We start from the raw sequence: 18173 nt of genomic DNA, 5'->3' as shown, positions 1-18173 counted from the left end.
TCATGGCCGGGCGGGAGGCTCGGAGGCCGGCGCGTCCGCGCCGACCCGTCGTTCGAACAGCGCCGCGGCGGCGGCATAGAGGCGGTCGTCGAGATCGATGTGCGGGGCGAGCGCCTCGGCCAGCTGCGGCGTCCGGGCGACCGGCGGAGCGGGTGCGAGCAGCGGCTCTTCGCGCGCGATGCGATCCGTCTCCCGCAGCCGCTCGACCGAGGCCGGCGGCGGCAAAGCGAGGGCGGCGAAGATGTGGGCGATCGAGCGCTCCATCCGTTCGACGAGGCCGAACGCCGTCATGTCGCTCAGCCGGTCGATCGCGGTCCGCAGCGCCCGTTCCGGATCCCGGTCGGTCGGCGAAGGCCCGAGGGGCCGCGCCGGGTGCCAGGCCTCCCAATGCCGGTCCGGGAGCGGTCCCGAGAGCTGGCGGACCATGGCGTTGTTGATGGAGGGGTGGCGCACGAGCTCCGGGTGGCGGAAGAAGGACACCGGATCGTGATCCCACGCCAGCCGCGCCAGCCCCATGCTCTCCGCGACAGGGGCGATCGACATCGCCGTGTGCGAGCGCAGAAACCGGTAGAGCGAGACGAGGCGTTCCGCAGGACGCCGCAGCAGGGTCACGACGGAGGGAGCCGGCCCGGGGATCAGCACGAGGCTCGCGATGTCGAAATGGCCCGAGAAGAAGCGGTGTTGCGCGAGCGCCGCCGCCGGCCAGTTGCCGAGGCCGTTCCGCCGCTCCGCACAGGCGGCCGCTCCGTAATGCGCCATCAGCGCGTGATGCAGCGTCGTGCCGGCGCATTTCGGGATATGGACGAACACAACGGCCGGCTGCAGCGGCGCGGCGATCATGCCGCCGGCACGATCGGGTCCCGGCGGGACGAGATCGCGGAACTCCTCGGAAGAGATCAGTGTGCGGCGCAGCGCGGCGACGCTCTCCGCCCGCCTGTGCCATTTGATCGCGGCTTCGGATTCCGGCTCGCGGCCGAGCACGAACCGATATCCCCACACGACCGCCTCGCGCGTGATCGCCATCTCTGCATCCCCGCCCCGATCGACGCAGGACGCCACCCGCGGTGTCCTGCGGCGGAGGTCGCCCCCGACCTTCCGCAGCGGACTATAGCCGCGCCGCGCGAGGCCGTCCGCAGCGGACCGCCGGAGCCGCGTGCGGTCGAGGGCGTCGGCCGCCCGGCGAGGCCGGCCACCGACGGGGATGGAGGCGAGGGCGGCCATGACGCCGTCACTTCTCCGAGGCGATGAGGCCGCGGACGAACCAGCGCTGCATGAGGATCACGAGCACCAGCGGCGGCAGCATGATGAGGAGCGTGCCGGCCATCGCGACGTTCCAGTCCGGCAGGCCGAATTCGGAGGGGATCAGCGTCTTCAGCTCGGTCACGGCGATGCCGAAATTCGGGTCGGTGGTGACGAGGAGCGGCCAGAGATATTGGTTCCAGGCCCAGACGAACATGATGGTGAAGAGCGCGATCATGTTCGGCCGGGAGAGTGGAAGCAGCATGTCGAGGAAGAAGCGGAGCGGGCCGGAGCCGTCCATCTTCGCCGCCTCGGCGAGCTCCTCGGGAATGGTGAGGTAGAACTGGCGGTAAAGGAAGGTTCCGGTGGCGGTCGCGACGAGCGGCAGGATGAGGCCGGGATAGGAATTGAGCAGCGGCCATTCGAGCGCGATCCGATAGCCGGTCAGCCGCTCGACGAGGCCGGTCAGGCCGACGACGTCGAAGATCGCCTGGAAGGGCTGCAGCGCATTCGCCGCCACCGAGTAGGTCGGCACGATGCGCACCTCGAGCGGCAGCATCAGCGTGATGAAGATCGCCCAGAAGATCGCGGCGCGGCCCGGAAAGCGGAAATAGACGATCGCGAAGGCGGCCATCGCCGACAGGATCACCTTGCCCGCCGCGACGCAGCCGGCGAAGACGACGCTGTTGAAGAGCTTGCGGCCGAGATCGGCGCGCACCCAGGCCTCGGCGATATTGTCGAGGAAATGGCTGCCCGGGGTGAGCGGCAGCGGCACGATGTTGACGGTGCGCAGGTCGTGCGTCGCGGCGATGATCACGATCGCGAAGGGCAGCAGCGCCATCGCGAGCCCGAGCAACAGTACGATCTGGCATAGGGCATTGAAGATCGGCGTGCGTTCGACCATGGCGGCCTCGTTCACTTATAGTGCACGCGCCGCTCGATGAAGCGGAACTGCAGCACGGTCAGCATGATGACGAGCAGCATCAGGATGATCGACTGCGCAGCGGCGCCGGAATAGTCGAGTCCCTTGAAGCCGTCGAAATAGATCTTGTAGACCATCAGCTCGGTGGCGCGGGCCGGGCCGCCCTGGGTCATGATGTCGACGATGCCGAAGGAATCCTGGAAGCTCTCGGTGATGTTGATCACGAGGAGGAAGAACAGCGTCGGCGTCAGCAGCGGCAGCTGGATGTCGCGCATCCGGCGGAGCGGTCCCGCGCCGTCCATCGCCGCCGCCTCGATCTGCGCGCGGGGAATGCCCTGCAGCGCGGAGAGGAAGAAGATGAAATTGTAACCGACATATTTCCACGAGAAGGCGACGATCACGGCGATCATCGCGTCCTTGCCGTCGAGCGCCGGGTTCCATAGGCCCGGCCAGGCATGGTTGATCAGCGAGAGAAGGCCCGCCTCGGGCGCGAGGATGAAGCGGAAGGCGAGGCCGAGCGCCGGCGCGGCGATCGCGTAGGGCCAGACGAAGACGGTGCGATAGAGCCGCGAGCCGCGCAGCTCGCGGTCGGTGAAAAGGGCGAGCAGGAGCGCGACGCCCATGGCGAGCACGGTGGAGGACAGACCGAAGACGAGGCTGCGGGCGATCGAGCCCCAATAGACCGGGTCTTCGAGCAATTGAATGAAGTTGCGGAAGCCGACGAAGCGGTTGCCGCCGCCCCAGGGCTGTTCGAGCGTGAAGGCCCAGAACAGCGCCTGGCCGCTCGGCCAGTAGAAGAAGACGAAGATCAGGGCGAGCATCGGCAGGGCGAAGAGGAGGCCGATGGTCGTCGAGGAGAAGGTGACGCGCTTTTCCAACTCGGTGATCCGTCGCTCGTGCGCCTCGGGCCCCGTCAGCCGCCGGGCGGGTCCGTCGGGCGGTCGGTTCATCCGCGATCCGCCCGACGGTCCCGCCGGGGCGGGAAAGAGGGAGGCCGGGCCGTGGACGGCGCGGCCTCCGGCGATCGACTACGGCAGTTCTTTGCCGGCGTAGGTCTCTTCGAACCGGCGCAGGATCTGGTTGCCGCGCGCCGCGGCCTCGTCGAGCGAGGCCTGGATGTCGGCATTGTTGACGAAGATCGCCTGCATGCCGTTCGAGATCTCCTGGCGGATCTGCAGCAGGCCGCCGAGGCGGATGCCGCCCGGCGTGGTGCCGTCGGCCGGCGAAGCGGTCAGGCTCTTGATCGCCAGTTCGCGGCCCTGATACGGCGCCTTGTCGTAGAAGCCGTTCTTGACGAGGTATTCGTAGCCGGAGTTGCGGACCGGGATGTAGCCGGTCACGGTCGACCAGGTGAGCGCCTCTTCCGGCTTCGCGATGAACTGGAAGAACGCGGCGGCGGCCTTGTATTCGGCATCCGACTTGCCCGACAGCACCCAGAGCGAGGCGCCGCCGACGAAGGAGCTCTTGCGGGCGGTGCCCTCATAGACCGGGAGCATGGCGACGCCCCAGTTCATGCCTTCCTTGGCGGTGCGGCCGATATTGCCGTGGTCGCCGACCGAGGTCAGGATCGTCTGGCAGTCGCCGGCGGCGAAGGCCTCGACGAAGGTCTGGCCGGTGTCCTTCGACTTGATCACGGCGTAGCCGGCGTCGTACCAGCCCTTGAGGTCCTTGACGAACTGGACCCACTTGCCCTTGTTGAAGATCAGCTCGGCATCGAGACCGCCGAAGCCGTTGTTCTTGGTGGCGATCGGCTCGCCGTGGACCGCGAGGAACTGCTCCTCGTACTGCCACATCTCGTCACGCGAGATGTTGAAGCCGAGCGGGCAGGCGTAGCCGGCCTCCTTCAGCGCCTTGAAATCGGCCGCGGCCTCTTCCCAGGTCGCCGGGGCGTGATCCTTGCCGATCTTGCCATAGGCGTCCTTGTTCCAGTAGAGCAGCGCCGTCGACGAGTTGAAGGGGAAGGAATACATCTCGCCCTTCGACGTCGCGTAATAGGCGCGGATGCCGGAGAAGTAGTCGTTCCAGTCGACATCGATGCCGTTGTCGGCCATCAGCTTGTTGGCCGGATAGAAGGCGCCGGACAGCATGATGTCGAGGGTGCCGGCGTCCGACACCTGGGCGATGGTCGGCTGCTTGCCGGCGCGGAAGGCGGCGATGGTGTTCTGCAGCGAGGCGTCGTAGGAGCCCTGGCTGGTGCAGACGACCTCATAGTCGGCCTGCGACTGGTTGAAGCGATCGCACTGCTCCTGGACGCGCTTGGCGATATCGCCCGAATTGCCGAACCAGAAGTCGATCTTGGTCTTTTCGGCCGCGGCCGGACCGGCGGCGAACAGCGCGGCGAGCGCGGCCGCAGCAAAGAGCTTGGCTTTCATCGGTGCCCCTCGGAGTGCACGTGGACGAGCGCCTTTTCGCGGCGCACAAGAGGGGAGTTAGAGAAGCCGCGCAACACTACTGTGACGGACTCCGGCGGTCATAAGCCGGCGAAATGATTGAAATCGCGGAGCGCCGCGGGCTTTCCGTCCCTTTCGGGACCCTGCACAGCCGTGCAGATTGCGGCGCTGCAACATTCGGCAGTACCTCGTCACGCGTCGGACATCGCGCAGCAAAGGTGCGGCGGCAGGCTCGTCCGATCCGCGCCCGCGGGCGCTCATCCGACAGGAGCCGCATCATGCTCGTCCGACGCCTCTTCCTCTCGCTCTTCCTGATGTTCACCGGAATCGGCACCGCCGAGGCCGCGGTCCGCGCCGTCGCGGTGACCGACGTCAATCTGCGCGCCGGGCCGTCCGTCGGCTATCCGGTGGTGACGACGCTGCCCGCCGGAGCGCGGGTGACCGCCTATGGCTGCGTGCGCGGCGCGACATGGTGCGATGTCGGCTTCGCCGGCTGGCGCGGCTGGGTCGCCGCCGCCTATCTCGAAGTGCTCTATCGGGGGCGGCCGGTGGTGCTCGGTCCGGCCGTGGCGCCTGCGGTCGGCATCGTCACCGTCGATTTCTCGCGCGCCTATTGGGACCGCTATTATGTCGGGCGCCCGTGGTATGGCGACTGGCCCCGCTATAACACGGCACCGCGGGTGCGCGGTGGCGTCGTCTGCAACGACGAGCGTTGCCGCTACGGCTATGTCGTGCGCGGGCCGCACGGCGGGCGCTGGGTGCGGCACGGCACGATCATCCGCGACTGAGGCCCTCGTCGCCGCCGGCCGGGAATCGTACGGCGGCGAGGAGCCCGCCGCCCGGCCGTTCGTCGAGTGTCACGCCGCCGCCCGCCGCTGCGACCAGCTGGCGCACGATGGTGAGACCGAGACCCGTGCCGCCGTGCTCGCGGCTGCGCGAGCCTTCGAGCCGGAAGAAGGGCTCGAATACCCGCTCGCGCTCGGCGGCCGGGATGCCGGGGCCGCGGTCGGCGACGGTCAGGAGCGCGGCGCCGTCGGCTGCACGGATGATCCGCACGCTCGCCTCCCCGCCATAGGCGAGCGCGTTGTCGACGAGATTGTCGAGCACGCGGGTGAGCGCCGGCCGTCCGAGCGGCACCGGAACCGGCCCGTCGGGCGCATCGAGCGCTGCGGCGGCGCCCGCCGCCCTCCGGGCCTCGACGATCTCGGCCGCGACGGCGGCGGCGTCGGTCGGGCTGCGGTCCGGCTCGAGGCTCGCCTTGGCGAAGAGGAGCGTGTCCTCGACGAGATCGCGCATCGCCTCCACGTCGCGCATCACGCCGTCGCGCAGCGTCCCCTGCGGCATCATCTCGCCGCGCAGCCGCAGCCGGGTCAGATAGGTCCGCAGATCGTGCGAGATGGCGCCGAGCATCAGCGTGCGGCCGTCGACGAGGCCGGCGATGCGCGCCTGCATGCGGTTGATCGCCTCGATCAGGGCGCGCACCTCGCGGGCACCCGTTCGCTCGAGCGGCAGCGGCTCGGTCGTCGTGCCGATCGTCTCGACGCGCCGGGCGAGCCGGCTGAGCGGCCGCATCTCGCGCGCCACCGCCATGATGGCGAGTGCGGCGACGCCGAGGCCGAGCAGACCGGCGAGGAAGCCGAGCGGCAGGCCGAAGAGGCGCAGCGTCAGCCGGTCGGCGAAGCCGACGGCGAGATAGCGTCCGTCAGCGAGGCCGACGACGACACGGACGTGGCGCCCGATCAGCCGCCGCAGCGGGCCGCGGGCGATCGGGTCGTCCTCATCGTCCGGCACGAGGTCAACGCGGGCGAAGCGTCCCCCGAGCCCCTCCGCGGCGAGGCCGCGCTCGAGCAGGCCGCGGACCCGCCGCAGTTCATAGGCCTCATCGGCGTCGACGGGCGGCGCGTCGAGGATCGCGGCGGTCAGCCCGCCCGCCTCCGCCGCCGCGAGAGCGAGGGTGCGTTCGGCGGGCGTCAGCGGGTCGAGCAGACGGGCGAGCGCCACCACCGAACCGACCACGGGCACGCCGCGGCCGGTCCCGAACCAGCCGTCCCGCTCGCCGTAGGAGGCGGCGAGCGCGGCGAGCTGGATCGCCACCAGTGCCGCAGTGACGATCAGCATGATGCGGCCGACGAGGCCGAGCCGGGCCATGCTCAGAGGTCCTCGACATCGCCCGAGAACAGATAGCCGGCATTGCGCACCGTGGTGATCAGCCCGTCCACGTGTTCTGCGGCCTGGCTGAGCTTCGCCCGCAGCCGCGAGACGGTGACGTCGATCGTGCGGTCGAACGGGTCGGCGGCGCGGCCGCGCGTCCAGTCGAGCAACTGGTCGCGCGACAGCACGCGGTGCGGATGCTCGATCAGGCAGGCGAGGAGGTCGAACTCCGCGCTCGTCAGCGGCAGGCGGACGCCGCCCTCGCCTTCGACGCGCCGCGCATCGAGGTCGACGATCAGACCGCCGAAACGCTTCCGTCGTCGAAGCGGCCGAGCCGCCGCCTCGCTCGCGCGGCTGCGGCGCAACAGCGCCCGGATGCGGGCGAGCAGCTCGCGCGGGTTGAACGGCTTGCCGAGATAGTCGTCGGCACCGAGTTCGAGGCCGACGATGCGGTCGACGTCCTCGTCCTTCGCCGTCAGCATCAGGATCGGCAGCGCGGCGTCGCGGGCGCGCAGCCTTCGGCAGATCGACAGGCCGTCTTCGCCCGGCAGCATCAGGTCGAGCAGGACGAGATCCGGGGTCAGCCGGGCGAGCAGGCGGTCCATCGCCGCGCCGCTCTCCGCCGTCTCCACCGCGAAGCCCTCCCGGCCGAGAAAATCGGCGAGCAGGGCGCGGATCTCGCGGTCGTCCTCGACGATCAGGAGCATGGTGTCGGCCATGGCGGCGACGATAGCGCCGGTCGGCCCGGCCGCAAGCGGGGCCGCGGCCGCTGCAACAAAACGTAACGAAAGAGCGCCCGTCTGCAAAAGCCGGGCAAAGCCCGCCCGCGACACTCGTCCGCACCGGGGCCGCCATTCGGCCCTTCCACGATGGAGAGAACCATGAAGACGATCCCCCTCGCGGCCTTCGCCCTCGTCGCGCTCGGCTTTTCGGCCGGCAGTGCGGCGGCCTGGGAGCGCGACGTCTATGCCTGGGGTCCGCGCGGCTTTTCCGAGGCGCACGGCTCCGGATACTGCGCCGACGGCCACTGCGAGCGCTCCTATTCGGCGACCGGACCCTATGGCCGGACCCGCACGGTGGACGGCTCGATCACCCGCACCGGTCCGGATTCCTTCAGCTACGACCGGACCGTCACACGCCGCAACGGCGTGGTCCGCCACCGCTCGGGCTCGTTCACCCGCTATTGAGCCCGGGCCGGCGTCCGCCCGCCGGCGGGCGTCGACGGAACGGGCGCCGCCCGACCGGTCCGGTCGCGGGAGCCGCCCCTCCGCGGCGACCGGGTCCCTCGCCGGCCGGCGCCCGTTCCGCACACCCTCCCGTCCCCTTCCGGAGATCCTCTCGATGATCCGTGCCACCTGGTTCGCCACCGCCCTGCTCGTTCTTCTGCCGACGGCTCTTCCCACCGTTGCCGCCGCCCAGAGCCGGGGCGAGATCCGCCGTCTCTGCGAGGCGGATTTCCGCGCCCACTGCGCCGGCGTGCGGCCGGGCGGCGGCCGGCTCCTGCAATGCGCGCGCGAGAAGGCGGACGTCTTCTCGCCGGCCTGCCTCGCCGCGCTCGAAAGCGCCGCGGCGGCGCGCGCCGCGAAGGCCGACTGAGCGGCGCGGCCGGCCGGAAGGCGGGCCGTGGTTCCGTCGCGGCAGTGAGGGCTCTGGCGGCCTGCCTGACGCTGCGTTAGCCTGCGGCCGATCCGCAACCGAGCCCGGCCGCCAATGCCCCGACGCACTCTCCTCCTCGCCCTCTTCCTGGTCGCCGCGGCGCCCGCGCTGGCGGAGGATTTCGTGCCTTGTGACGACCTTCACGTCGGCCTGACGAACGTCGCCGCCCCGGTCGCCGACAATGCGGTGACCGTCTATGACGGGCTCGTCACGCTCTACAACATCGACATGCTCGAGCCGGCGTGCTGCTCGGCCGGCATCGCCATCGTGCTTCCCGATCCGGACGATCCGCTCGGCGGCGCGCAGTGCCGGGCGATCGTCGGCTTCACCACCGTCGATGTGGCGGCGGCGCGGCGCGACTATGATCCGGCGCGGGGGCTGCGCCTCGACGTGCCGGTGCGGCTGATGGACGAAGAGGGCAATATGGAACCGGAGGAGATGCTTCCGGTCCGCATCGACCTCCAGGCCCACACCGTCACGCTCGAGGAGTGAGCGCGCGGCTCAGCGCAGCGCCTGCTCGAGATCGGCGATCAGATCCTCCTCCGCCTCGATGCCGGCCGAGATGCGGACGAGCGAATCCGAGATGCCGATCGCCCGTCGCGTCTCCGCCGGGATCGAGGCGTGCGTCATGGTGGCCGGATGCTCGATCAGGCTCTCGACCCCGCCGAGGCTCTCGGCGAGCGCGAAGATCCGCACCCGCTCGAGGAACCGCTTCGTCGCCGCGAGGTCGCGGTCGAGTTCGACCGTGATCATGCCGCCGAAGGCGCGCATCTGCCGCTTCGCGAGGGCGTGCTGCGGATGGCTTTCGAGCCCGGGATGGAGCACGCGGCGGACGTCGCGCCGGCCCTCGAGCCAGCGGGCGATGGCGAGGCCGTTGCGGCTGTGCCGCTCCATCCGGAGCGCGAGCGTCTTCAGGCCGCGCAGCGCGAGGAAGCTGTCGAACGGCCCGGAGATCGCGCCGATCGCGTTCTGCAGGAATTTGAGCTTCTCGGCGAGCGCCGCGTCGCGCACCACGGCGGCGCCGCCCACCATGTCGGAATGGCCGTTCAGATATTTGGTCGTCGAGTGCACGACGATGTCGATGCCGAGTTCGAGCGGCCGTTGGACATAGGGGCTGGCGAACGTGTTGTCGGCGACGGTCAGAAGCCCGCGCCGGCGGGCGAGATCGGCGATCGCCTCGAGATCGATGATGCGCAGCATCGGATTGGTCGGGCTCTCGACCCACAGCAGGCGCGTCTCCGGCCGGATCGCCGCCTCGACCGCGGCGAGGTCGGTGAAATCGGCAAAGGAGACCGAGAGGCCGGCCGAGCGCTTGCGCACCCGTTCGAGCAGGCGGAACGTGCCGCCATAGAGATCGTCGGTGGCGACGATGTGGGCGCCGGCATCGAGCAGTTCGAGCACCGTCGAGATCGCCGCGAGGCCGGAGGCGAAGGCAAAGCCCGCCTCGCCACTCTCGAGATCGGCGATCGCCCGCTCGAAGGCGAAGCGCGTCGGGTTCTGCGAGCGGGCGTATTCGAAGCCCTTGTGGACGCCCGGGCTCTCCTGCGCATAGGTCGAGGTGGCGTAGATCGGTACCATCACCGCGCCGGTCAGCGGGTCGTGGCTCTGGCCGCCATGGATGGTGCGGGTGTCGAAGGCCAGGCGGTTCGGTCGGTCGGACTGGGTCACGGATCGAGCCTCAGATGGTTGATCAGGTCGATGCGGGTGATGAGGCCGACGAACTCGTCGCCGTCCATCACGATCGCCACTTCGTTGCGTTCGAAGATCGGCGACAGCGCGGCGAGCGGCGCGGCGGCGTCGATCGTGTGCAGCGCCGTCGTCATCGCGCTGCGCACCGGGGCGGTGAAGTCGTGCGCCGCGCCGGCCGGCGCGCCGAGCTTGGCGAGGAGGTCGCTCTCGTCGATCAGGCCGACGAGCCGGCCCTTCTCGATCACCGGCAGCTGCGACACATCGGCCGAGCGCATGCGGGCATAGGCGGTGGCGATGGTTTCGTCCGGCGCGACGGTGACGCTGCCGCCCTCGGCGAAGCTCTTCGCGATCAGGTCGCGCAGGTCGCCGTGGCGGGTGCGGTGCGCGAGGCCCTGCTGCGCCAGCCAGACATCGTTGAACACCTTGGAGAGATACTTGTTGCCGCTGTCGCAGACGAAGGTGACGACCCGCTTGGGCTCGGCCTGCGCGCGGCAATAGCGCAGCGCCGCGGCGAGCAGCGTGCCCGAGGAGGAGCCGGCGAGAATGCCCTCCTTCGCGAGCAGGGCGCGGGCGGTATCGACACTCTCGACATCGTCGATCGTATAGGCCTTCGAAACGAGGGAAAGGTCGCAATTGGGGGGCACGAAATCCTCGCCGATGCCCTCGACCGCCCAAGCGCCTGGCTCGATCGTCTCGCCGCGCTCGACGAGCGGGGCGAGCACCGAGCCCTTCGGATCGGCGAGCACCATCTCGGTCTTCGGCGACACGCGCTTCATGTAGCGGCCGATGCCCGACAGCGTGCCGCCCGAGCCGACGCCGACCACCACCGCGTCGACATCGCCGCCGAGTTGCTCGAAGATCTCCGGACCGGTCGTCGTCTCGTGCGCCGCCGGATTGGCCGGATTGCCGAACTGGTTGACGTAGAAGCCGCCTTCCTCGGCGGCGATCCGCTCGGCCATGTCCTGGTAATAGTCGGGATGGCCCTTGCCGACATCGGAGCGGGTGGTGCGCACCTCGGCGCCGAGGGCGCGCAGATGCTGCACCTTCTCGCGCGACATCTTGTCGGGAACGACGAGGATCAGCCGATAGCCCTGCGGCAGGCCGACCTGGGCGAGGCCGAGTCCGGTATTGCCCGCCGTCGCCTCGACGATCGTGCCGCCGGGCCTGAGCCGTCCGTCGGCCTCTGCGGCGCGGATCATCGACAAAGCGATGCGGTCCTTGATCGAGCCGCCGGGGTTCTGGCTCTCGAGCTTGACGAACAGCCGGCAGGGTCCGGTGTCGAAGCGGGAGAGCTCGACCACCGGCGTGCCGCCGATCAGGTCGAGGCTCGAACGGACCGGGGGCCGCAGGGGCGCGGGCCGGCTCGCCTTCGGATCGCTCATGGTCGCCTCCGTTCTGCCGCGGCCGGTCGGGGAGGCGGCCCCGCCCATCGCCGAAGCGTGGTTGCTTCCCCGATCTAGTCGCTTCCTGGCGAATCGCAATCGGCCATCGGGCACTGTCGTTCCGTATTAATCCCGACCAGTTATGTCGAGATACTTGACAAGGCTTTCGACACGCATCAGCCTGATCGTGGGGCGTGTCCGACATCCGCGCCCCGGCCCCGATCGAGAATGAACGCGCCCTTCGAGGCGCATACGGAGGGCTTGGGAAATGATGCTGGAAATGAGCGTGCTCAGCGTGCCGAGCCGCCTGATCGCCGACCGATCCGAGGAGGGAGCGGTCCCGGAGAAGGCGCCGGCGAACTGGAAGTTCTGGAGCCGCCGCCCTGCGGCGCCGGCGGGCGGCGGGTCCGATCCTGCCGGGGAAGATAGCTCGGATCTCGTGTGGTCGCTCGCCTATTGGGCCTGGCGATGAGGGCTCTCCCGAACCGCCGGACGGCCGCGCCGGAGCGCGGCCGCGTCGTCGCCCTGCCGCCCTTCGGGCTCGACGCCGATCCATCGGCCGAGCTCGCGATCCGGCCTCAGGGCGAGTTCATCGCCGCCGAGATCGACGGCGTCGACCTCGCGACGCCGCCCGATGCCGCGACCAGGGCGCTGCTGCGCCGGGCTCTCGCCACCTATGGCGTCTTCGTTCTGCGCGACCAGACGCTGTCGAGCCGACAGCTCGTCGACTATGCGGCCGTCTTCGGCCCCCCGCTCGCCGCGGCCTCCTCCTCGACGGGGGCGACCATGCTGCCCGGCTGGCCGGAGCTCGAGGTCGTGTCGAATGTCGCCTGGGGCGGCACGGCGCGCAATGGGCTCGCCGCCGGAGATGACAGGTGGCGGGGCGGCCTCGATGCCGCGGCGCATGAGGGTGGCGTCTGTCTCTACGCGATCGAAGCGGCCGAGGAGGCCGGGACGCTCGCCTTCATCTCGGCCTTCGAGGCCTATCAGCGCCTGCCGGAAGGGCTGAAGGCGAAGGCGCGCGACCTGTCGGTCCTGCGTGGTGCCCGGCCCGGCGGCTCGACGGCGCCCGCCGGCCGGCCGCTGGTGCTCGTCGATCCGGAGACCGGCCGCGCCGCGCTTCAGCTCGGCGATCTTCGCGGCGCGCGCATTGCCGGGCTTTCCGCGGCGGCCGCCGAAAGGCTGATCGACGAATTGTGGGAGTATGGCATCGGCGCCTCGGCGGTGTGGCATCATCGGCTCGCCGCCGGCGATCTGCTGCATTGGGATCCGCGCTTCGTGCTCGTGCGCGCGGCGCCGGCAGCGGGACGCTTCATTCTCTGGCGCGCGCGCCATGGCCTCTAGTCCCGCCGTCGCCTCCCCCTTCTGGCGGCGGGGCCTGGTGCTCGTGCCGATCGCGGCGGCCTATCTCTTCGTGCTCGCGATCGTCACCGGCCTGCCGTGGCGTGGACCGGTGACGGCCGAGCTGGTCGCCACCGCCGGTCTCGGGGAGGGCGCGGCGGCGCGCTGATCCTCAGTCGAGCGCGGCGGCGAGCGCTGCCGCGCCCGCGGCCGGACCGAGCACGGTGGCGGCGAGCGAGAGGGCGGAGAGGAGCAGCATGGGCTGGCTCGTCTCGGCACCGGCGGCGGCAACGCCGAAGATCAGCACCGGCACGGTGAAGGGCAGGATCAGCACGGCGACGAGCAGGCCGCCGCGGCGCAGCGGCACCATCAGCGCCGCGCCGATCGCGCCGATGAAGGTGAGCGCCGGCAGGCCGAGCGCGAGCGCCGCGACGTTCCAGCCGATCGCCCCCGCATCGAGGCCGAGCATCAGCCCGAAGAGGGGCGCCCCGAGGAGCAGCGGCACGCCGGTGGCGACGAGATGGCCGAGGCTCTTCGCGAGCACGACGAGCGAGAGCGGCAGGCCGGAGAGCACGAGCAGGTCGAGCCCGCCATCGTCGCGATCGTCCTGGAACAGCCGGTCGAGGCCGAACAGCGTCGCCAGCAGGGCACCGAGCCACAGCATGGCCGGCGCGATGCGGGAAAGCGTCGCCGGGTCCGGCCCGATCGCAAAGGGCAGGGTGGCGACGACGCTGAAATAGAAGAGCAGGCCCGTGAAAGCGCCGCCGCCCTGGCCGAAGGCGGCACGGATCGTCTGACGCACGAGCGCGAGGAAGAGCGTCATCGCTGCGGCGCCCCGAGCATCAGCGTCGTCGAGGCGGGGATCGGCAATGGCTGATGGGTCGCGACGATCGCCACGCCGCCCGCCGAGAGATGGCGCACGATCAGTCCGCCGAGCAGCGCCTCGCCCGCGATGTCGAGCGCCGCGGTCGGTTCGTCGAGCAGCCAGAGCGGCCGGCGAACGAGGAGCAGCCGGGCGAGCGCGGCGCGCCGCTTCTGGCCGGCGGAGAGCCAGGCCGCCGGCAGGCTGCCGAGCCCGTCGAGGCCGACCATCTCGAGCGCCGTCTCGATCGTCATGTCCGGCGCGCCCTCGACATGGCGCCACAGGCGCAGATTGCGGGCGAGCGAAAGCGTGGGCTTCAGGGCGTCGAGATGCCCGAGATAGTGGCAGAGCGGGCCGGCGGGGCCTTGCTCGGGCTGCGGGGCGGTGCGGCCGGCAATGGCCTCGCTTTGGATCGTGATGGTCCCTTCCGAGGGGTGCAGCAGCCCGGCGATCGCGCGCAGGAGGCTCGACTTGCCGGCGCCGTTGCGCCCTTCGACGACCAGGAGCTCGCCCGGCCCGAGGGTGAAGGAGAGTCCGGAAAAGAGCGGCCGGCCACCGCGCTCGACCGCGAGCCGCTCGATCGCGAGCCTCATCGCGCCGTCCGGCAGGATCCGGAAACGGCGGGCGGGAGGGCGGTCTGCCGAGATTCGAAGCGTTCCAAGCGCGCCGACTTTCGTTGGTCTGGCTTCTCCTTACGAAATTCCCTATATACGCGGCAACCCCGGCCGCCGGCCGCGGGGACCTGCCAGACTGAGCGTCACCACCGAGCGCGGGATCGCGCGGTTTTTCGCGCGCCGTCCTCTCGGACTGCGGGGCGCCTCCGGGCACGTTTCGTGCATCGGAGCGCGTGCCGCCCGCGCCGAACGAGGAACCGATCCGCCGTGCCTTCTCTCGACAGCTTCAAATCGCGCAAGACCCTCGCGGTCGGTGACAAGACCTATGTCTATTACAGCCTGGTCGAGGCGGAGAAGAACGGGCTCCCCGGCGTCGGCAGCCTGCCCTTCTCGCTGAAGGTTCTGCTCGAGAACCTGCTGCGCAACGAGGACGGACGCTCGGTCACGGCGGACGACATCCGCGCCATGGCGGCATGGGCGGTGGCGAAGAAGAGCGACCGCGAGATCGCCTTCCGCCCGGCCCGCGTGCTGATGCAGGACTTCACCGGCGTGCCCGCGGTCGTCGATCTCGCGGCGATGCGCGACGCGATGAGGATGCTCGGCGGCGATCCCGAGAAGATCAACCCGCTCGTCCCGGTCGACCTCGTCATCGACCATTCCGTTGTCGTCGACTTCTTCGGCAATGCGCAGGCCTTCCAGAAGAATGTCGACCGCGAATACGAGCAGAACCAGGAGCGCTACCGCTTCCTGAAATGGGGCCAGTCGGCCTTCTCGAATTTCCGCGTCGTGCCGCCCGGCACCGGCATCTGCCACCAGGTCAATCTCGAATATCTCGCCCAGACGGTGTGGACCGGTACGGACGGCGCCGACACGGTGGCTTATCCGGACACGCTCGTCGGCACCGACAGCCATACGACGATGGTGAACGGCCTCGGCGTGCTCGGCTGGGGCGTCGGCGGCATCGAGGCGGAGGCGGCGATGCTCGGCCAGCCGATCTCGATGCTCATCCCCGAGGTGATCGGCTTCAAGCTCGACGGCCGGCTGAAGGAAGGCGTGACGGCGACCGACCTCGTGCTCACCGTCACCCAGATGCTGCGCAAGAAGGGCGTCGTGGGCAAGTTCGTCGAGTTCTACGGCCCGGGCCTTTCGAACCTCACCCTCGCCGACCGGGCGACGATCGCCAACATGGCGCCGGAGTATGGCGCCACCTGCGGCTTCTTCCCGGTCGATTCCGAGACCATCGCCTATCTCGACGAGACCGCGCGCGCCGCCGACCGCATCGCGCTCGTCGAGGCCTATGCGAAGGCGCAGGGCCTGTGGCGGACGGCCGAGACCGCCGATCCGGTGTTCACCGACACGCTCGAGCTCGATCTCGAGACCGTGCTGCCCTCGCTCGCCGGTCCGAAGCGGCCGCAGGATCGCGTGCTGCTGTCCGACGCGAAGAGCGGCTTCCTCGCCGCGCTCGAGGGCGAGTTCAAGAAGCCGGGCGACGCCGCCAAGCGCGTGCCGGTGCCCGATGCCGCCTATACGCTCGGCCATGGCGACGTGACGATCGCCGCCATCACCTCCTGCACCAACACCTCCAACCCGTCGGTCCTGATCGCCGCGGGCCTTCTCGCCCGCAACGCGGTCGCCCGCGGTCTCGCCTCGAAGCCCTGGGTGAAGACCTCGCTCGCGCCGGGGAGCCAGGTGGTGGCGGAATATCTCGCCGCCTCGGGCCTGCAGAAGGAACTCGACGCGCTCGGCTTCAACCTGGTCGGCTTCGGCTGCACCACCTGCATCGGCAATTCCGGCCCGCTGCCGGCGCCGATCTCGGCGGCGATCAACGAGCACGACCTCGTCGCCGCGGCGGTGCTGTCGGGCAACCGCAACTTCGAGGGCCGGGTCAATCCGGACGTCAAGGCGAACTACCTCGCCTCGCCGCCGCTCGTCGTCGCCTATGCGCTCGCCGGTTCGCTGCAGCTCGACCTGACGCGCGAGCCGATCGGCACCGACAAGGACGGCACGCCGGTCTTCCTCAAGGACATCTGGCCGAGCTCGGCGGAGATCGCGACCTTCATCCGCGAAAACGTCACCAAGGCGATGTTCGAGGAGAAATACGCCGACGTCTTCAAGGGCGACGCCAACTGGCAGGCGATCGAGGCGCCGAAGGGCGAGACCTATACGTGGGATCCGGGCTCGACCTATGTCCAGAACCCGCCCTATTTCGTCGGCATGGGCCGCGAGCCGCGGGCGCTCTCCGACATCGTCGATGCGCGCGTGCTCGGCCTGTTCCTCGATTCGATCACCACCGACCACATCTCGCCGGCCGGCTCGATCAAGCCCGCCTCGCCGGCGGGCAAATATCTGACCGATCACGGCGTCGCGGTGGTCGATTTCAACCAGTACGGCACCCGCCGCGGCAATCATGAAGTGATGATGCGCGGCACCTTCGCCAATATCCGCATCAAGAACCAGATGCTGGGCGGCAAGGAAGGCGGCCTGACGATCCACCAGCCGGACGGCACGGAGATGTCGATCTACGACGCCGCCATGGCCTACAAGGCCGAGGGCGTGCCGCTCGTCGTCTTCGCCGGCCGCGAATATGGCACCGGCTCGTCGCGCGACTGGGCGGCGAAGGGTACCAACCTGCTCGGCGTGCGCGCCGTGATCGCGCAGTCCTTCGAGCGTATCCACCGCTCGAACCTCGTCGGCATGGGCATCGTGCCGCTCGTCTTCGAGGAGGGCACCTCCTGGCAGACGCTCGGCCTGAAGGGCGACGAGACGGTGACGATCCGCGGCATCGAGACGGTCAAGCCGCGCCAGACGCTCGTCGCCGAGATCGCCTTCGCCGACGGGCGGACGATCGAGGTGCCGCTGCTCTGCCGCATCGATACGCTCGACGAGCTCGATTACTTCCGCAATGGCGGCATCCTGCACTACGTGCTGCGCAACCTCGTCGCCTGATCGGGCGGCGTCCGTATCCCGCCGCCGGCCTGGCCGGCGGCGGGTTCCTCCGGTGCCGCCGGAGCGATCCGCCCGGAGCGTCGATCTTGCATCGATTCCTGCAGCCCGGCCCCACAACCGGGCGCAAGCCCGCCATTCTCGTTCTGTCGAGCACGGTGGTGCGCGGCGCGGTCGGCGGCCGCGCCGCCGTCTTCGCGCTGGAGCGTCTCGGCTTTCCGGTCTGGTCGCTCTCGACCGTGACGCTGCCCTGGCATCCCGGCCACGGCCCCGGCACGCGGATCGTGCCGGAGCCCGCCGCTTTCGCCGCCCTTCTCGCCGATCTCGCGGCCTCGCCGCGCCGCGCCGAGATCGGCGGCATCCTGTCGGGCTATCTCGGCGACGCCGCGCAGGCCGAAGCGATCGCCGGCCTCGTCGCCGCCGTCAAGCGGGCGAACCCGGCCGCCCTCTATCTGCTCGATCCGGTGCTCGGCGATGGCGGCCGCCTCTACGTGCCCGAACCCGTCGCGGCGGCGATGCGCGACCGCCTGCTGCCGCTCGCCGACATCGTCACGCCCAATCCGACCGAACTCGCTTTCCTCGCCGGAGCCGACGCGCCCGGCGATCCGGTCGCCCGCGCCCGGTCGCTCGGCCGGCCGCGCGTCGCCGTCACCTCCGCCGCGACGGAGGGCGAAACGATCGCGACGCTTCTCGTGACGCCCGAGCGCGTGCTCGACGCCCGCCACGACCGGATCGCGGGCGTGCCGAACGGCACCGGCGATCTCTTTGCAGCTTTGCTGCTCGCCGGCCTCGTCGCGGGCGCGGGCGAGGGCGAGGCGGAGGCGCTCCGTGGCGCGGCGGCCCGCGTGCTCGCCCTCGCCCGGGCGGCGGCGGAGACCGGCGCCGACGCCCTGCCGCTCGCGCTCCGCCAGGATGCCCTCGTCGCGCCGGCCGAGGCCGTCCTGATCGACGGGCTCGCCGGCGCGTCGTGCTGAGCGGGCGGGC

At 70.3% G+C, this 18173-nt stretch carries 19 protein-coding genes; 9 read left to right on the top strand and 10 right to left on the bottom strand.

What is annotated here, in order from left to right:
- The 4 genes from GGQ63_RS12925 to GGQ63_RS12910 all read right to left on the bottom strand — a co-directional run bounded on the left by GGQ63_RS12925 (window position 1) and on the right by GGQ63_RS12910 (window position 4533).
- Complete coding sequence (locus tag GGQ63_RS12925) at window positions 1-1023, bottom strand: sulfotransferase family 2 domain-containing protein (RefSeq protein ID WP_183856476.1); 1023 nt, start codon at window positions 1021-1023, stop codon at window positions 1-3.
- A 205-nt stretch (window positions 1024-1228) separates the two neighbouring features.
- On the bottom strand, window positions 1229-2143 hold the full coding sequence (locus GGQ63_RS12920) for an ABC transporter permease subunit (protein ID WP_183856474.1): 915 nt from the start codon (window positions 2141-2143) through the stop codon (window positions 1229-1231).
- An 11-nt stretch (window positions 2144-2154) separates the two neighbouring features.
- Window positions 2155-3039 carry a carbohydrate ABC transporter permease gene (locus GGQ63_RS12915; RefSeq protein ID WP_183856950.1) on the bottom strand — a complete coding sequence of 295 codons (885 nt, stop codon included), beginning with the start codon at window positions 3037-3039 and terminating at the stop codon, window positions 2155-2157.
- A gap of 150 nt (window positions 3040-3189) precedes the next feature.
- Window positions 3190-4533 (bottom strand): extracellular solute-binding protein, encoded by a 1344-nt coding sequence (locus tag GGQ63_RS12910; RefSeq protein WP_183856472.1) that lies wholly within the window; start codon window positions 4531-4533, stop codon window positions 3190-3192.
- 296 nt (window positions 4534-4829) lie between these two features.
- Here GGQ63_RS12910 and GGQ63_RS12905 point away from each other — a divergent pair, with 296 nt between their 5' ends.
- The gene (locus GGQ63_RS12905) at window positions 4830-5339 is read left to right on the top strand and encodes an SH3 domain-containing protein (protein WP_246429772.1); all 510 of its coding nucleotides are present in this window, start codon (window positions 4830-4832) and stop codon (window positions 5337-5339) included.
- Here GGQ63_RS12905 and GGQ63_RS12900 read toward each other — a convergent pair.
- Both GGQ63_RS12900 and GGQ63_RS12895 read right to left on the bottom strand, forming a co-directional pair.
- Complete coding sequence (locus tag GGQ63_RS12900) at window positions 5326-6699, bottom strand: ATP-binding protein (RefSeq protein WP_183856470.1); 1374 nt, start codon at window positions 6697-6699, stop codon at window positions 5326-5328. The genes GGQ63_RS12905 and GGQ63_RS12900 overlap by 14 nt on opposite strands.
- Before the next feature lie 2 nt (window positions 6700-6701).
- Window positions 6702-7421, bottom strand: coding sequence for a response regulator (locus GGQ63_RS12895; protein WP_183856468.1), 720 nt, complete (start codon window positions 7419-7421; stop codon window positions 6702-6704).
- A gap of 162 nt (window positions 7422-7583) precedes the next feature.
- Here GGQ63_RS12895 and GGQ63_RS12890 point away from each other — a divergent pair, with 162 nt between their 5' ends.
- The 3 genes from GGQ63_RS12890 (at window position 7584) to GGQ63_RS12880 (ending at window position 8850) form a co-directional block, all read left to right on the top strand.
- The gene (locus GGQ63_RS12890; protein WP_183856466.1) at window positions 7584-7889 is read left to right on the top strand and encodes a hypothetical protein; all 306 of its coding nucleotides are present in this window, start codon (window positions 7584-7586) and stop codon (window positions 7887-7889) included.
- 154 nt (window positions 7890-8043) lie between these two features.
- The gene (locus GGQ63_RS12885; protein WP_183856465.1) at window positions 8044-8298 is read left to right on the top strand and encodes a hypothetical protein; all 255 of its coding nucleotides are present in this window, start codon (window positions 8044-8046) and stop codon (window positions 8296-8298) included.
- Between the two features lie 114 nt (window positions 8299-8412).
- On the top strand, window positions 8413-8850 hold the full coding sequence (locus tag GGQ63_RS12880; RefSeq protein ID WP_183856463.1) for a hypothetical protein: 438 nt from the start codon (window positions 8413-8415) through the stop codon (window positions 8848-8850).
- 9 nt (window positions 8851-8859) lie between these two features.
- Here GGQ63_RS12880 and GGQ63_RS12875 read toward each other — a convergent pair whose 3' ends face one another.
- Together GGQ63_RS12875 and GGQ63_RS12870 are read right to left on the bottom strand one after the other, a co-directional pair.
- Window positions 8860-10026, bottom strand: a complete 1167-nt coding sequence (locus GGQ63_RS12875) for a cystathionine gamma-synthase (RefSeq protein ID WP_183856461.1) — start codon at window positions 10024-10026, stop codon at window positions 8860-8862.
- Complete coding sequence (locus tag GGQ63_RS12870; RefSeq protein WP_183856459.1) at window positions 10023-11429, bottom strand: pyridoxal-phosphate dependent enzyme; 1407 nt, start codon at window positions 11427-11429, stop codon at window positions 10023-10025. Before GGQ63_RS12870 ends, GGQ63_RS12875 begins: the two co-directional genes overlap by 4 nt.
- 280 nt (window positions 11430-11709) lie before the next feature.
- On the opposite strand from GGQ63_RS12870, the gene GGQ63_RS12865 reads away from it, so the two are divergent.
- Genes GGQ63_RS12865 through GGQ63_RS12855 form a run of 3 tightly spaced genes read left to right on the top strand, consistent with a single transcriptional unit; the run spans window position 11710 to window position 12939 of the window.
- The gene (locus GGQ63_RS12865; RefSeq protein WP_183856457.1) at window positions 11710-11901 is read left to right on the top strand and encodes a hypothetical protein; all 192 of its coding nucleotides are present in this window, start codon (window positions 11710-11712) and stop codon (window positions 11899-11901) included.
- Window positions 11898-12773 carry a TauD/TfdA dioxygenase family protein gene (locus tag GGQ63_RS12860; protein ID WP_183856455.1) on the top strand — a complete coding sequence of 292 codons (876 nt, stop codon included), beginning with the start codon at window positions 11898-11900 and terminating at the stop codon, window positions 12771-12773. The genes GGQ63_RS12865 and GGQ63_RS12860 overlap by 4 nt, the downstream gene beginning before the upstream one ends.
- Window positions 12763-12939 carry a hypothetical protein gene (locus GGQ63_RS12855; protein ID WP_183856453.1) on the top strand — a complete coding sequence of 59 codons (177 nt, stop codon included), beginning with the start codon at window positions 12763-12765 and terminating at the stop codon, window positions 12937-12939. Before GGQ63_RS12860 ends, GGQ63_RS12855 begins: the two co-directional genes overlap by 11 nt.
- Before the next feature lie 3 nt (window positions 12940-12942).
- Here the strand turns inward: GGQ63_RS12855 and ccmB are convergent, their stop codons facing one another.
- Window positions 12943-13593: a heme exporter protein CcmB gene (gene ccmB / locus GGQ63_RS12850; protein ID WP_183856451.1), complete on the bottom strand. Its 651-nt coding sequence runs from the start codon at window positions 13591-13593 to the stop codon at window positions 12943-12945.
- Window positions 13590-14225, bottom strand: a complete 636-nt coding sequence (gene ccmA, locus GGQ63_RS12845) for a heme ABC exporter ATP-binding protein CcmA (protein ID WP_183856449.1) — start codon at window positions 14223-14225, stop codon at window positions 13590-13592. The genes ccmB and ccmA overlap by 4 nt, the downstream gene beginning before the upstream one ends.
- 288 nt (window positions 14226-14513) lie before the next feature.
- Here ccmA and acnA point away from each other — a divergent pair, with 288 nt between their 5' ends.
- Window positions 14514-17192: an aconitate hydratase AcnA gene (acnA, locus tag GGQ63_RS12840; protein WP_183856447.1), complete on the top strand. Its 2679-nt coding sequence runs from the start codon at window positions 14514-14516 to the stop codon at window positions 17190-17192.
- Between the two features lie 86 nt (window positions 17193-17278).
- Window positions 17279-18163 carry a pyridoxal kinase gene (gene pdxY, locus GGQ63_RS12835; protein WP_246429771.1) on the top strand — a complete coding sequence of 295 codons (885 nt, stop codon included), beginning with the start codon at window positions 17279-17281 and terminating at the stop codon, window positions 18161-18163.
- Window positions 18164-18173 lie beyond the last annotated feature (10 nt).

Source organism: Prosthecomicrobium pneumaticum (genome assembly GCF_014199915.1).
Lineage (GTDB): Bacteria > Pseudomonadota > Alphaproteobacteria > Rhizobiales > Kaistiaceae > Prosthecomicrobium > Prosthecomicrobium pneumaticum.
Note: the sequence above shows the minus strand (reverse complement) of the source record. Positions and strands in the feature narration are given on the sequence as shown.